This window comes from Akkermansia muciniphila (genome assembly GCF_030848305.1).
Taxonomy (GTDB): domain Bacteria; phylum Verrucomicrobiota; class Verrucomicrobiia; order Verrucomicrobiales; family Akkermansiaceae; genus Akkermansia; species Akkermansia muciniphila_A.
This window is the reverse complement of sequence record NZ_CP114598.1, coordinates 1151873-1167373: the sequence shown is the minus strand read 5'-3', so window position 1 is coordinate 1167373 and position 15501 is coordinate 1151873. Positions and strand designations below refer to the sequence as shown.

General features: G+C 53.3%; 13 protein-coding genes. 10 read left to right on the top strand and 3 right to left on the bottom strand.

What is annotated here, in order from left to right; all coding sequences use genetic code 11:
* The first annotated feature begins 226 nt into the window (after positions 1-226).
* The 10 genes from O4G22_RS05120 to O4G22_RS05075 all read left to right on the top strand — a co-directional run bounded on the left by O4G22_RS05120 (position 227) and on the right by O4G22_RS05075 (position 13616).
* Positions 227-895: a succinate dehydrogenase cytochrome b subunit gene (locus O4G22_RS05120; RefSeq protein ID WP_179218559.1), complete on the top strand. Its 669-nt coding sequence runs from the start codon at positions 227-229 to the stop codon at positions 893-895.
* A 21-nt stretch (positions 896-916) separates the two neighbouring features.
* Positions 917-2875 carry a fumarate reductase/succinate dehydrogenase flavoprotein subunit gene (locus O4G22_RS05115; RefSeq protein WP_290488618.1) on the top strand — a complete coding sequence of 653 codons (1959 nt, stop codon included), beginning with the start codon at positions 917-919 and terminating at the stop codon, positions 2873-2875.
* A 40-nt stretch (positions 2876-2915) separates the two neighbouring features.
* Complete coding sequence (locus O4G22_RS05110) at positions 2916-3683, top strand: succinate dehydrogenase/fumarate reductase iron-sulfur subunit (RefSeq protein WP_022197426.1); 768 nt, start codon at positions 2916-2918, stop codon at positions 3681-3683.
* A gap of 389 nt (positions 3684-4072) precedes the next feature.
* Positions 4073-9781, top strand: coding sequence for an RHS repeat-associated core domain-containing protein (locus O4G22_RS05105; RefSeq protein ID WP_306702328.1), 5709 nt, complete (start codon positions 4073-4075; stop codon positions 9779-9781).
* Between the two features lie 340 nt (positions 9782-10121).
* A complete protein-coding gene (locus tag O4G22_RS05100) occupies positions 10122-10997 on the top strand; it encodes an RHS repeat domain-containing protein (protein WP_306702327.1) in 876 nt (291 codons plus the stop codon).
* A gap of 30 nt (positions 10998-11027) precedes the next feature.
* On the top strand, positions 11028-11450 hold the full coding sequence (locus tag O4G22_RS05095; RefSeq protein WP_306702326.1) for a hypothetical protein: 423 nt from the start codon (positions 11028-11030) through the stop codon (positions 11448-11450).
* A 267-nt stretch (positions 11451-11717) separates the two neighbouring features.
* Positions 11718-11840: a hypothetical protein gene (locus O4G22_RS05090; protein WP_306702325.1), complete on the top strand. Its 123-nt coding sequence runs from the start codon at positions 11718-11720 to the stop codon at positions 11838-11840.
* A gap of 389 nt (positions 11841-12229) precedes the next feature.
* Positions 12230-12601 carry a hypothetical protein gene (locus tag O4G22_RS05085; protein ID WP_306702324.1) on the top strand — a complete coding sequence of 124 codons (372 nt, stop codon included), beginning with the start codon at positions 12230-12232 and terminating at the stop codon, positions 12599-12601.
* Positions 12602-12612: 11 nt separating this feature from the next.
* Positions 12613-13299, top strand: a complete 687-nt coding sequence (locus O4G22_RS05080) for a hypothetical protein (protein ID WP_306702323.1) — start codon at positions 12613-12615, stop codon at positions 13297-13299.
* Between the two features lie 77 nt (positions 13300-13376).
* The gene (locus O4G22_RS05075; protein WP_306702322.1) at positions 13377-13616 is read left to right on the top strand and encodes a hypothetical protein; all 240 of its coding nucleotides are present in this window, start codon (positions 13377-13379) and stop codon (positions 13614-13616) included.
* 111 nt (positions 13617-13727) lie between these two features.
* On the opposite strand, the gene dtd is transcribed toward O4G22_RS05075, so the two are convergent.
* Genes dtd through O4G22_RS05060 form a run of 3 tightly spaced genes read right to left on the bottom strand, consistent with a single transcriptional unit; the run spans position 13728 to position 15452 of the window.
* Positions 13728-14180, bottom strand: a complete 453-nt coding sequence (gene dtd / locus O4G22_RS05070; protein WP_288928470.1) for a D-aminoacyl-tRNA deacylase — start codon at positions 14178-14180, stop codon at positions 13728-13730.
* Positions 14177-14953 carry a hypothetical protein gene (locus O4G22_RS05065; RefSeq protein WP_306702321.1) on the bottom strand — a complete coding sequence of 259 codons (777 nt, stop codon included), beginning with the start codon at positions 14951-14953 and terminating at the stop codon, positions 14177-14179. Before O4G22_RS05065 ends, dtd begins: the two co-directional genes overlap by 4 nt.
* Positions 14910-15452, bottom strand: coding sequence for a hypothetical protein (locus tag O4G22_RS05060; RefSeq protein ID WP_256943598.1), 543 nt, complete (start codon positions 15450-15452; stop codon positions 14910-14912). The genes O4G22_RS05065 and O4G22_RS05060 overlap by 44 nt, the downstream gene beginning before the upstream one ends.
* Positions 15453-15501 lie beyond the last annotated feature (49 nt).

Here is a 15501-nt window from a genome sequence, read left to right as displayed (position 1 = left end):
CGATACGCCTGTGCGGAAAGCCTCGTCAAGCCGGAACAGGTAACAAAATAATAACTATTCCAAACTGATAAACAGCAACGCCTTTCCACGGCTTTTCAAAAATCCGAAAAGAGCCGGAAATTCAAGAAGAGGCTTGCCATCCGTGCCTGAACCGGGCATCTTGTGGAGACGCATTTATTTCATTAGAGCGCCTATGAATGCACTAGTAAAAACCATATGTACATTCGTGACATCCTCCATCGGCCGCAAAATCATTGTGGCTCTGACGGGGTTATGTTTGGTCTTGTTCCTTGCGGGACACCTGGCAGGCAACCTTCTCATTTTCGGAGGCCCTGAATGGATCAACACCTATGCCCACGGCCTGCACTCCATGCCGGAAGCAGCCCTCTGGGGCATTCGCGCGGGGCTTGGGGTGATCTTCATCATCCACGTCTGGCTGACTATCCAGCTGAAGCTGGAAAACAATGCGGCCCGCGAACCCTACGTGTTCAAGAACACCATCAAGGCGACGCTCTCCTCCCGCTACATGATTTACACCGGCCTGACCGTCCTGGTGTTCCTGGTCTACCACCTGTACCAGTACACCCTGCGCGTGGGATATGACCCCGCCCAGTTCACCACCTTCATTTCCGACGGCACGGTGGAAACCTTTGACGTGTACAAAATGATCGTGGCCGGATTCTCCAACGTATGGTGCTCCGCCTTCTACATCCTGGCCGTTCTGATGCTGTTCAGCCACCTGCGCCACGGGGTGCAGTCCATCTTCCAGACTGTGGGCGTCGATTCCCGCAAAATCCGGCCTCTTTACAACTTTGTCGCCATCGCCTACGGCGCGATTATCTGCCTGGGCTTCATCTCCGTGCCGGTCTCGGTTCTTCTGGGCATCATCAAATAACCATCAACTCCTCTCAAAGTCATGATTAATTTTCCCGTAAGCGACTGGATGCCGGATGCCAAAATTCCCTCCGGCCCTATTCAGGACAAATGGTCCAAGTACAAGCTTGAGTCCAAACTGATCAATCCGAACAACAAACGCAAATACACGGTTCTTGTGGTAGGTTCCGGCCTGGCCGGCGCCTCCGCCGCCGCCACGCTCGCCGAACTTGGCTACAACGTCAAATGCTTCTGCTACCAGGACAGCCCCCGCCGCGCCCACTCCATTGCGGCCCAGGGCGGCATCAACGCGGCCAAGAACTACCAGAACGACGGCGACTCCGTTTACCGCCTGTTTTACGACACCGTCAAGGGCGGCGACTTCCGCGCCCGTGAAGCCAACGTTTACCGCCTGGCGGAAGTCTCCTCCAACATCATTGACCAGTGCGTGGCCCAGGGCGTTCCCTTTGGCCGTGAATACGGCGGCCTGCTGGATAACCGCTCCTTCGGCGGCGCCCAGCTCAAGCGCACCTTCTACGCACGCGGGCAGACGGGCCAGCAGCTCCTGCTGGGTGCTTACCAGGCCCTGGAAAAGGAAGTGGCCAAAGGACACATTGAAATGTTCTCCCGCCACGAAATGATGGATCTGGTGCTGGTGGACGGCGAAGCCAAGGGCATCGTCACCCGCAATCTGGTCACCGGTGAAATCAAGTCCTACGCAGGGGATACCGTCCTGCTCTGCACGGGCGGCTACGGCAACGTGTTCTTCCTGTCCACCAACGCGATGGGCTGCAACGTCACCGCCGCCTACAAGGCCTACAAGCGCGGCGCTTTCTTCGCCAACCCCTGCTTCACGCAAATCCACCCCACCTGCATTCCGGTCAAGGGCGACTACCAGTCCAAGCTGACGCTGATGTCGGAATCCCTCCGCAACAGCGGCCGCATCTGGGTGCCCAAGTCCCGTGAAACCGCGGAAAAAATCCGCAAAAAGGAAATCAAGCCTTCCGATGTTCCCGAAGAAGAACGGGACTACTACCTGGAACGCAAGTATCCCTCCTTCGGCAACCTGGCTCCGCGCGACATTTCCTCCCGCGCCGCCAAGGAAGCCTGCGACGACGGCCGCGGCGTGGCCATCACCGGCAAGGGCGTCTTCCTGGACTTTGCGGATGAAATCAAGCGCATGGGCCGCGAATGGATTGACGGCCAGTACGGCAACCTGTTTGACATGTACGAAGAAATCACGGACGACGACCCTCATGAAACGCCCATGATGATTTACCCCGCCTCCCACTACACCATGGGCGGCCTGTGGGTGGACTATAACCTCATGTCCAACGTAAAGGGGCTGCACGTCCTCGGTGAAGCCAACTTCTCCGACCACGGCGCCAACCGCCTGGGAGCCTCCGCCCTGATGCAGGGCCTGTCTGACGGCTACTTCGTCATCCCCGCCACGCTGCCCGCCTACCTGACGACTACCAAGCCGGGCGCCGTCACCACCGCCTCCCCGGAATTCAAGGCTGCGGAAGACGAGGTGAAGGAACGCATCAACAAACTCCTGAGCGTAAAGGGCACCAAGACGGTGGACTCCTTCCACCGGGAACTGGGCCTCATCATGTGGGAAGACTGCGGCATGGCCCGTACGGAAGAAAGCCTGACCCACGCCATTGAACGCATTCCCCAGCTCCGCAAGGAATTCTGGGAAAACGTGCGCGTAACCGGCACGGCGGACGGCATCAACGCGGAACTGGAAAAAGCCTGCCGCGTGGCCGACTTCCTGGAATTCGCCCAGCTGCTCTGCTATGACGCCCTGAACCGTCAGGAATCCTGCGGCGCGCACTTCCGCGTGGAATACCAGCTGCCGGACGGCGAAGCCAAGCGCAACGACGATGAATACGCCTACGTAGCCGCCTGGGAATACACTGGCGTGGACAGCCTGCCTGTTCTCCACAAGGAACCGCTGACCTTCGAGAACGTGCACCTTGCCATCCGCAGCTACAAGTAAAGATAGCCAATACATTAACACTCAAAAGAAAGATTATAACATGGCTAAAACACTCAATCTCACTCTCAAGGTCTGGCGCCAGGAAAACCGTGACGCCAAGGGCCGCATTGAGACCTATGCCGCCAAGGACATTCCGGTGGACGCCTCCTTCCTGGAAATGCTGGACATCGTCAATGAAGGTCTGGTCAAGGAAGGCAAGGAACCCATCCATTTTGACCACGACTGCCGGGAAGGCATCTGTGGCATGTGCTCCCTGACCATCAACGGCATTCCCCACGGGCCGGAACGCCAGGTAACCACCTGCCAGCTTCACATGCGCAAATTCAAGGACGGCGACACCGTCTGGATCGAACCCTTCCGCGCGAAGGCTTTCCCCATCCTGCGGGACCTGATGGTGGACCGTTCCGCCCTGGACCGCATCATCGCCGCCGGCGGCTACATTGACGTGCGCACCGGCTCCGCGCCGAACGCCAACAACATCGCCGTGGAAAAAGTGAAGGCGGACGCCGCCTTTGACGCCGCCGCCTGCATCGGCTGCGGCGCCTGCGTGGCCTCCTGCAAAAACGCCTCCGCCATGCTGTTCACGTCCGCCAAGATCGCTCATCTCAATCTGCTGCCGCAGGGCCAGCCGGAACGCTCCAAGCGCGTCCTGGCCATGATGAAGCAGATGGAAGCGGAAGGCTTCGGCAACTGCACGAACCAGTACGAATGTGAAGCCGCCTGCCCGAAAGGCATCAGCGTGGACAACATCGCCCGCCTCAACCGCGACTTCATGCGGGCCAACGCCAAGGAAGGCCTCTGCTTCTAAAGTAGGATTCCTTCTCAAGACGCTCTACAAAAACTCCCGGCGGCCTCGGCTGCCGGGAGTTTTTTTCATTACCGGGTTTCCTTGAGCGAGGAATAAAATACCAGATAGCCGCTTTCCTGGGGATTTGCCGGCAGCCAGGAAGGTAGGGCATCTATCAGGGAGACTTTCTAACAAATAGAAAAATAATTGCGTCTATAGATAGAAAGTACTGATAGTAAGACAATGCCATCATCCTTTGGCAGGAAACATCTGTCACCTTTTATAAAAAATCAAAAATATTCAAACAAAATTCTATCGACACAGGCTCTGGATAACCCTATTAAGAAAATGGTCATGGGAGGATTGCGCTCATCTTGTTTTATTCATTAATCCCAACTCTTTAATGCCTTATGAATCCCCCTCATCATTCTTCCATTCCTACTTATCGCAAATGGTACTTTGGAGCGGGAGGCAGCGTTGGCGCGCAGGGCATGAGGGCAGTTTCGGAATCCGCGCCGCTGCCGTTTGAAGCAATCCGGATTCATGAGGAAAGGAACGTGGGGCCGCCGAGCACGTCGGCGGACGGCTACAGCGCGCAAGGCACGTTCACCATCCCGGAAGGAGCGGACGGCAAAAAACTTTACGGCACCTGCTCGCTCTTCCTGGGGGTGGACGACTGGGGGAGCCTGGAGGTAAAAGACTCCGGCGGCAAGGTGGTGGCGCAGGTGGACCTGAAGGAAAACCCGCAGACGGCGGGAGCGCAGGGGGGGCACAGCTACCACACGGGAGTCGGCGGGGCGCAGCTCCCCTCCGGCGCCTACACCTGGGAAGTCAGCCAGACCAACATCGACTACCAGCCGGCCAGCGGCAACACCTCCATCTGCAACTACAGCATCGACGTGATTCCGACGGAGCCGGGGGGCAGGAAAGAGCCCGAACCGTGTCCCTGCGAAGGAAACACGTGCGACGAAAGCGGCGGAACGCCGCCCTCCCCTTCCCGGTCGGGTCCTGGCGGGGCGGGAATGGAAAGCGGCGTCCTGGGAAACTACAGCTCGGCGGGGTGCAGCGTGACGGCGGAAAGCACGGCCACGCTGATGTACTGGTCGTGCAACTTCGGAGCGTTCCGTGGGCTGGGAGGCATCCCGGCCGGAAGGGTGGAACTGAGGGCTGAGAAAAATACCTCCGGCCTGGAAAACCCGGCGTCATTGGCCTACAACCATCCCCTGAACAGCCGTCTGGACGTGCCCGAAGGAGGCATTGTCCCCGGAGCGCGGTTCACTCTGGCGCAGGGAGGCCGGGAAATTGCGATGCGCTGCTACACCAACGGCGCGGTACTGCCCATCGGGGTGGACACAGGCGGCGGAGGGCGTGCGGCGCTGGTCACGGCGGAAGGCCAATCCTGCCTGCGCTGGGTGGTGGAAGACGGCAGCCAATACCTCTTCTCGGCGGAAACGGGAGAGCTCCTCTCCTACACCACCACCGACAGGCAGGTCATCTCCAACGCGTCATCCTATCTGGACGTCAGGCATGCCGAAGACGGCTCGCTGAGGCAGATATGGAACCTGTGGGACGGCCTGCTCAACGTGGAAAACGTCACGGCCGCGGGCTACGCCATCGCGCTCTATACCCCTGGGCAAATCACCGGAACGGACGAACAGGGATTTTATACGGTCGCCGGAACACCCTTCAAAACATTTGCCCTCTCCCTGTCCGCGGACGGCCGCTTCACCATCACGGAACAGGCGCCGGCCAGGCAGCCCTACGCCGTCACCTGGTGGAACAGCGGCCTGGCGTGGAACATGAAGAAAGGAACGGGGGAAGACGCCATCACGACCCTCCGCACGCGCACGGAACTGGAACCGGAAGACGCGGTCTGGCTGCTGGTCACGGAAACCTCCAAAAACGGAATCGTGGCGGCGCGCGCCTGCGCCATCTACCAGACCACGGACGTCGGCGACCTGCTGCTCGCGCTGACGGAAGGCTACCAGACCCCGGAGGCGCAAACCACGCAATACGGCTACGACCAGTGCGGCAGGCTCAAAACGGAAATGGCCATGGACGGCAGCCAAATTCATGACGCGTACGACCTTTACGGGCGCCTGCTCTCCCGCGACGAACCGTGGGCGGAAAGCGGGCGGCGCATCACGCGCTACACCTATGCCTATTCGGGAACGGACAACTTCAGCGACGCCCCCGCCACGGAAACGGTGGACCTGCTCCCGCTGGAAGGGCATGTCAAAACGCTCACATCCACCACCTGGAACTACACGACGGCCAACCACATCAAAAGGACGGAAAAAAAGGTCACGGGACTGGGCGTGGCGGGCACGCGCCTGACGGCGGAAGAACAATGGCTGGCCGGCGCCGCCAACATCCATGCCCGCGGGCGCACGCGGTTCAGCCGGGACCTCAACGGCGTGCAAACCTGGCACGACTACGCGGCCGCGGCGGAGCACGGCGCCCTCTACACGGAAACGGTGGAAACGCGCGTCAACGGAAAAACCGTGCCGGGCCAGAGCACGCGCACCACGACGTGGATCACGGCGGAAGGACAGCGCGTCCGGGAAGAAAGCTACGCCCTGCTCACCGGCGGGGAATGGGCGCTCACGGGCAGCGCCGTCTACGAATTTGACACGCAGAACCGGTGGGTGAAGCGGACGGCGGGCCATGGGCGGGTGACGCAGCGCGAGCTGATGTGCGACGGGCGCCTGCTGTGGGAAACCGACGAAAACGGCATCAGGACGGACTACGCCTACGACACGGCGCGCCAGCTGACGGAAACCACGCGTTCCGCCGTGATGGACGGGGAAACCGTCGTCACGCCGGAAACCATCACCACCTACGCCCGGGATGCGGCGGGGCGCGTGCTCTCCACGCGCCGGGACACGGGGGCGATGACCACGCAGGAAAGCGCCATCTACGACCTGCTGGGAAGAACAACCTCCACCACGGACGTCCTGGGCCGGGTCACCGCCTACGCCTACAGCGGGGACGGCCTGACGGCGACGCGGACCGCCCCCTCCGGAGCCACGTTCGTCACGCGCAGCGCGCCGGACGGAACGGTCCTGGAAGAATCCGGGACGGGGCAGCGGCACGTCATCTACGCCATCGACCTGGTCAGTGACGGCGTGCGGACCTTCACGAAAACCGTCTCCGGGGAAACGGAAACCGAGCTGCAGCGCAGCATCGTCAACGGAGCCGGGGAAACCCTGCGCACGGGCGTCCCCAACACCGTCGGCGGAGTCATTTACACGAGGCGCACCTACAACGCCAAAGGGCAGCTGATCAAGGAACAGACGGACGCGGGCAACGCGGCCACGACGATGGCCCCGACCCTGTGGGAATACGACGCCTTCGGCAACAGAACGAAAGAAACCTGGAAGCTGGCCGATCCGGCCACCGTGTCCAACTCGCGCATCACCGCGTGGAGCTACGGCGCGGAACAGGCGGAAGACGGCGTGTACCGGGTCGTCACGGCGACCAGGAACAACGGCCGGGGAACGACCTGCGACGAAACGCGGAAAACGCTTCTTTCTTCCCTCTCGTCCACGCTGGAAAGCAAAGACATTTCCATCGATCCCAGGGGAAATATATCCACGCAGTGGAGCGAGTACGGAGCGGGCGCCCTGCGGACGCAAAAGAGCAGCATCCCCACTTCCGACATCACGGCCACCGCTACGGTCATCGACGGTTTTATCATCTCGCAGACGGACCACGCAGGCGTCACGACCACGCAGACCCGCGCCTATACGGAAACCGGCGTCATCTACGCCCATACGGACGGCCGGGGCAACACGGTCACGACGCGCACCGACCTTGCCGGGCGCACCGTCTCGGTGACGGACGCGGCGGGCAATACGACCGCCACGGCCTACAGCCCTTATTTCGACCTGCCTGCCGTCGTCACCAACGCGCTTGGGAACACGACGCGCTACAGCTACGACCTCCGGGGCCGCAACACGGCGCAATGGGGAACGGGAACCCAGCCCCTGCTCTTCGCCTACGACGAGGCGGACAGGATGACCAGCCTCACCACGTTCCGGGAGGACGCCGGCGACATCACCACGGATCCTACAGGGCGCACGGACGGAGATGTCACCACGTGGAGCTACGATGACGCCACGGGCCTGCTCATCCGCAAAACCTGGGCGGACGGGACGCATGAGGACACGGCCTACAACGCCCTGAATCTCCGCTCCACGCTGACGGACGCGCGGGGGGTGGTCACCACCTGGGGCTACAACCTGAAAAAGGGGGTCAACAACTCCGTCTCCTACAGCGACTCCACGCCCGGCATCCAGTATGCCTACAACTATCTCAACCAGCTGACCCAGGTCACGGACGCTTCCGGTACGCGCGTGCTCACGTACACTCCCTATAACGAACCGGACACCGACGCCATTACCATCGAAGGCGCCTCCTGCCAGCTCCAGGAACACTACGACACTTACGGACGCTCCTCCGGCTACGCCTTAACGCAAGGAACCGGCGTTCTCCAGGAAGTGAACCAGGGCTATGAAGCCGACGGGCGGCTGGCCAGCGCCGGAATCATGCACGAGGGGGAAGAACAGACATTCTCCTACGGCTACCTGGCGGGAAGCAATCTGCTCTCCAGCCTCGCGATGCCCGACGGCATCGTCCGGGAACTTTCTTACGAACAGCGGCGTGATTTGATCAGCGGCCTAGACTGCCGTCTGGGGGAAACCGGGCTCGTCTCCCGGACCCAAAGCTGCGACGCCCTGGGACGCCCGGTCACCCGCACGCAGCGGCGGGGAACGGAGCCTGCCCGAAGCGACAGCTTCAGCTACAACGGCAGAAACGAGCTCACCGGCGCTGCCCTGGGCGCCGCCCCCTACGGTTACAGCTACGACAATATCGGCAACCGCAAGACCGCGCAGGAAATAGAGGAGGAGTTTGCCTACGCGGCCAACGAACTCAATCAGTACACCGGCATTGAAGAAAGCGGGGAAGCGCCTTTTGTTCCGACGTACGACGACTCGGGCAACCAGACGCTCATCAGGACGTCAACGGGCATCTGGACGGTGGCGTACAACGCGGCCAACCGCGCGGTGAGCTTCACCAGCCAGAATGGAAACACGATTATTGAGTGCGGCTACGATTACCAGGGACGGCGCTACATGAAGAAGGTGACGGTTAACGGCACGGTCGTCAGCCACGAACGCTACCTGTACCGCGGCTATTTGCAGATAGCCGCCCTGGACATGCTTAACAGCCGGAACGTGATTCGAACGCTGTTGTGGGACCCTCTGGAACCGACAGCCACCCGCCCCCTGGCCCTCATGCAGGATAATACCCTTTACTGCTACGGCATGGACTTCAACAAGAATGTGACGGAGGTGTTCGACGCACAGGGAACGATCGCGGCGGCTTACGACTACTCGCCCTATGGACAGGCGGCTTCCACGGGAGACCTCGTCCAGCCCGTCCAGTGGTCCGGCGAGATGCACGACGAAGAACCCGCCCTGGTCTATTACAATTACCGCTATTACAACCCAAAAGACGGCAGGTGGATCAATCGCGATCCCATCGCTGAACAGGGTGGATGGAATTTGTACGGGTTTGTTGGGAACAGCACTCAAGATCAGGTTGATGCTTTGGGGTTGATAGGTGATAAATGTTCACCAGGTAAATGTTTTTATAATGATTATGATATAAAATATATAAACCTATTAGATAATAATATATTAAATCCTGACGATATTGACAATATAGAAAAAGCAGTAATAATCATCAATTATTTATCACATTTTGAAGGGGCTGGAAAATACAAAATTCCAAGATCTATTAGGATATCTAATAATTCTAGAATGGATGGAGATGCATTAATAAAAAAAGCAAAAGAGTTAGCTGAAAAAAGAGCCAGGCAAGGTTTTGTTGTTGCAAAAATAAAAGTCTCCGTAAAAAAATGTGTATGCAAAAAATATTTAATAATAGGAAGGAAATTTGCATGGAAAATTATAGAGTCAGACTGGGAAACCCATGGAAATGGGAAAAATTGGACATTAGAAAATGCTAAAAAAGAGGCTATTTTAATAGTTGCTAAAATGATAAAAAAAATATGTAGAGATCAGACGAACACAGTAAAAGATATATTATAGTTATGAAAAAATATATTAATTTTTTAAAAAAAATACCAGCAATATCTTGGATATGTTATCTGATAGGGATATCAAAAGGCATATTAGAGTATTTCCAGATATATGATTCTACAACGCTATTTAACAAATACTCGCGCGCAATAAACTTATCCTATGGAGAATATTATGGAAATGATAAATTTGATGTTACCATTACAGATATTTTTATATGTTTCGAAACAATATTAATTTGGATAGTATTAGGATATATCATAACAATGTTAAATGATATACGGTTAATTAAAAATAAAATTCAGAAATAACAGTCGCCAACCATGAACGCTACCTGTACCGGGGTTATTTGCAGATAGCCGCCCTGGACATGCTCAACAGCCGGAACGTGCTCCGAACGCTGTTGTGGGATCCTCTGGAACCGACAGCCACGCGTCCCCTGGCCCTCGTGCAGGGCGCTTCCCTTTACTGCTACGGATGGGACTTTAACAAGAATGTGACGGAGGTCTTCGATGGAGATGGACATATCGCGGCGGCTTACGACTACTCCCCCTATGGACAGGCAGCTTCCACGGGAGACCTCGTCCAGCCCGTCCAGTGGTCCGGCGAGATGCACGACGAAGAACCCGCTCTGGTTTATTATAATTACCGCTATTACAACCCCAAAGACGGCAGGTGGATCAATCGCGATCCCATCGCTGAACAGGGTGGATGGAATCTTTATACCTTCCTCGGCAACAGCACTCAAGATCAGGTTGATGCTTTGGGGTTAAAAAAGGGGTTTATAAAAACAGGGGATCCATGTTCAAAATGTTGCAAAGAATGCAAAAGATCACAGGAACGTCCGATCATCCAGGATGCAGGAACAAAAGGAATTAATGTTAAAGCATCGGTTAAAAGTCCTAATTTCACATCTGAATGTGAGCATAATAATACATGTAAAGAAAATTGTTGTTATGTAGTTTATACTTGGTTTGATTGTTATAACAAAACATGTTATAGTCAAACAGGCGATACTTTCAACAGAAAAATCCGACCTTTGAGAGGAGAAGGCAGCTCTCAGAGCGCATTAGGGGTAAGTGTTCAGGCTTATAAATGGTGTTCCTGTAATAGGGGGAAATGGAAATGCCACAGCGTAATAAAGAAAAGTAATATAATATTATATAAAGTCGATAATCCTCAAAACCCGAAATCATGGATTCTCACAACACCTCCCACAAATTAAAAAATGAATAAAATATTATATTTAGTGTTCATGTTATTATTCACGAGTTGCTCCAATATTGAGCAGAAAAACATTAATAAAAAAGAAAACAATGAATCAAATATTAATACAAATTTAGCTCTCATTTATACAGAATGGTTTGTAAATCAAGCATGTTCTTTGAGAAACCTTGCACCAGGAAAATATATTTTTTCTAAATTTGATGTTACTCCAAATGATATTATAAAATTTCAAAAACTAGAAATTATAAATTTATACCTCAAGAAAGACGATCCACAAAGAAAAGAAAAAATATATACTTGGATAGAAGATCAAAGAGACGCAGCTAAAGCGTTAAATATGAAGGATCATATAAAATTAGAAAGATTGGATGCTAATTATTTAATAAATATACTTGATGAGCAAGCAAAATATGTCAATAAATTATACTTACAAATGTCAACTCTAGATTGACTTCTAAGATCATGATCTACTTATAAACTATGATTTTTTTGAGACGCCCGGCCGCACTAGGGAACGGAGCCTGCCCGAAGCGACAGCTTCAGCTACAACGGCAGAAATGAGCTCACCGGCGCTGCCCTGGGCGCCGCCCCCTACGGTTACAGCTACGACAATATCGGCAACCGCAAGACGGCGCAGGAACCGGCCGGGGAACTCGCCTATGCGGCCAACGAACTCAACCAGTACACCCGCATTGAAGAAAATGAGGAAGCGCCCTTTGTGCCGACGTACGACGCCTCGGGCAACCAGACGCTCATCAGGACGTCAACGGGCATCTGGACAGTGGCGTACAACGCGGCCAACCGCGCGGTGAGCTTCACCAGCCGGGACGGCGCTACATGAAGAAGGTGACGGTTAACGGCACGGTCGTCAGCCATGAACGCTACCTGTACCGGGGTTATTTGCAAATAGCCGCCCTGGACATGCTCAACAGCCGGAACGTGATTCGAACAACCCAAAAGACGGCAGGTGGATCAACCGCGATCCCATCACTGAACAGGGTGGATGGAATTTGTATGCCTTCCTCGGCAACAGCACTCAAGATAAGGTTGATGCTTTGGGGTTAGAAAGTTATGAAAAAATAAAAGTTCCATTTAAAGGAAAAGAAAAATGTTGTAAAGATATATTAACTTTTGAAAATTTACAAAAATCGACACGATTTGGATTATATGTGAAAAAAAACATATTGGGTTTGGATTCCTTTTCCAGAATATCATGTATCATATTCTATATTGAACAGAGGAGATAAATTACCTGTTACAAAATCAATTGGAGATATAATCTTTTGGGCCTTTTGGAAAGAAACACCTCCTCTTACTTATGAGGATATGCAATCTGTGAAAAAATGTTATGAATTGAGTGGTAGAAGAGATATCATCATGACGTATAGAGTCAAGAGAAAGGATGGATGGAAGGAGGGATATCCCAGATTAGGAGAAAATCAATTGCCTTTGCTGGGTTTTGGTGATTCACGATTGACGTTAAAAGGTATAACAAATAAAGCACCTGATCAATTTTATACATCTTCACAAAATTCTTATGGATTAAGATTTATTGTAACAATATATCGCCATCCGGTATACGACGAAACTTTCGAAATCTAAAAAATCATATTATGTCAAAACATATAATAATTCCTATTATTTTTGCATCCACAATAGTTTGCGGAGACAATCAAAAATTTAATGAACATGCAAATTTTTGCGAAAAAATGATTGTCACATTGCAAAGTTGCACGGATGAAAAATCCACTTTTTCACATTCTTCCGAATTTTCTATTATTTTATATACTGTTTTAAATGAAAATTCTTTAAAAGATTTTTTTAAATCTCAAAAGGGAGCTTTATATCATATTATGCTATTGGCGGAGATAGAAAGGTTGAACCATCACAAATGGTTCAACCTTTCCTCTATGAAAAATCATGTCGATCAAATAGAGGCAGAAAAAAATATCTTAGGCAATGGTGTAGAGGATCCAAGTTCTGCTGTTTCCGCCAAGGAAAAAATTATTAATTACGCAAATAATTTAAATGATAATAAATCAGATATATTCTATTTAATTTCATATTTATTAGATATATACAAAATCAATGATTTGGAATTGTTTATGAAAATCATGTCGATATCAGATTGCGAATTACTCAAAAAAATGGACATAATAGAAAAAAAGATTGATTCTTCACAAATTAATAATCTGGAACGGACAACAATCAAACATTTGATAGAAGAAATTCAAAATAAATATAAAATACATAAAAATATTTATGATAAATTAAAAAAATTAAACAATAACGCAGATTGATTTGCATCAAGAAGAATTTGTATATGATGAAATTGCTTCTCCGCAAGAAATCATGCTGGTCTCCCGCAACGTAAACTATGATGATCAGAATTGCCGTCCCCTCCTACAGTTACAGCTACGACAATATCGGCAACCGCAAGACGGCGCAGGAACCGGCCGGGGAACTCGCCTACTCGCCCTATGGACAGGCGGCTTCCACGGGAAATATTGGCCGGCTAGTGGAGCGTCCGGCCTTAGTTATTTCAGGGCTAGGTTCGAATCTACGTAAATATAATATTCCTCCTTTTTCAAGGACAGATTTTCAGGAGGAGCAATAGATTTATCAGCAATATTTTTCTTTTTTCATACGAAAATAGAGAGCAAGCAGGAGATCAGGGTAAAGCTAATTATATAGGCTTCTTTGATGGTGTTCATAAAGACCCTGCCCATCACTCTCTTTTCCTGGAGTCCATGAAAATGGTCACCGGACCGTCGTTAATCAGGGAAACCTGCATATCCGCTCCGAATTCGCCGCTTTCCACCCTGCCTTCCAGCAAAGACGCCAGTTCCTTCTTAAACAGCTCATACAGGGGAATGGCCCGCTCAGGCCTCGCGGCGCGGATGAAAGAGGGCCTGTTCCCTTTCCGGGTGGAGGCATGCAGCGTAAACTGGCTCACCACCAATGCGCTTCCACCCACCTCCCTTACGGAAAGATTCATTTTTCCGTCCGCGTCGGAAAAAATGCGCATGGCCGCCGCCTTGTTGGCAAGCCAGCTCACATCTTCTTCCGTATCCTCCTCTTCAATGCCCGCCAGAATCAGCAGACCGGGCCCCACGGCCCCCGCGCAAACACCGCCGATATGAACGGCGGCCTTACTGACGCGTTGAATAACCAGCCTCACGGTTCCTCTCCTTTCTCCCTCAGGATAGTCACCTTCGTCCCCGGCCTGGTCAGCATGGCCAGTTCATTGCAGTCCTGCCGACTCAGATAAAACCCCGGCGAGCGGGGCGTGCCGCGGGCGGCGTCAATGACATAGCCTCCCGCCGCCAGTACCAGCGTCTTATCCGCAGAAGGAAACTGCCTGCTGTAAATGGACACGGGGGCCTGCTCATCCTTTACGGTCGTTTCCACATTCTTTTTTCCCCCGTCCTTCATGGAGAGGATGGGGTATCCCTTGACAAAATCCGTTCCGTCGTAAAGGCAGATTTCCTTTTCCGGCACGTTTACCACTACATGGAAATCCAGAGGCCGGTACTTGAATACATCTCCCGTGTGAAGAGCAGGAATATCCATCAGACCGTTCAGGTGGACCATCATGGCCTGGGAGCAACCCAGTTTCCTGACCATGCGTATCCAGGAATCTCCCTTTCGCACGGTATATTTCCTCACGTCCGGCCCGTTGGGATCCAGCAACTGGCGGATGCGCAGCCTTCCGATGAGTTCCTTCGCCTCTTTCCCCACCACGCCTCCCTGTTCCGCCAGGGGCTGCAACAGTTCCAGAGCTTTCGGCAGACTGCCGCGGTCCATCAGGCGGCGGGCTTCTGCAAGAGTCTCCGGACGGCGCGGCCAGAGGGAATAATTTTCTCCGTCCGCCAAAACTTCCTGAGCGCAGAAAGCCGCCGCCAAAAGGCTAAAGAAGACCTTTGCGCTTGAAGTCAAAGATATTGATTTCATGGGATTTTTGTATCATTTCCACCGTGAATTTCAAGAGGGAGACCTCCCATGCGTCATCCACCCCCTCAATGAGAGCCATGAACGTATCCTCCCCATTGCGCACCTGATCCAGCAGCCGGCCACGCACGGAATCAAGCGGTTCATGCAGAATTTCCTCGCTCACTTCCGACCTTTTGAATCTGAATCCGTATTCCAGCAGCGTCAGAAAGCCCGGCCCATTTTTGGAAAGCCAGTCAAAAAAGCGCCTGGCCTCTCCGGAAAAACCCTCCGTACTGATTTCATTGTAAATGGAAGGCCGTATGATTTTCGGTTTCTCCGCTTCCACCCAGCCGCTGCGCACGCGCACCACGTTCACCTCATCCATCAGTTCGCTGAGGAGAAGAAAATTAAACCTGGTATCGCCAAACGTATCAATGCGGCGGTCCGGTTCATACACCACCCGCGTCATCTCCGCCGCATAGCGGATATCGTCACGGGAAAAGGAAGGCAGGTCACTCATGGAAGAAAAGGCAGAGGGGCTTTCCATGAAAAAGCGGCTTCCTTGCCTT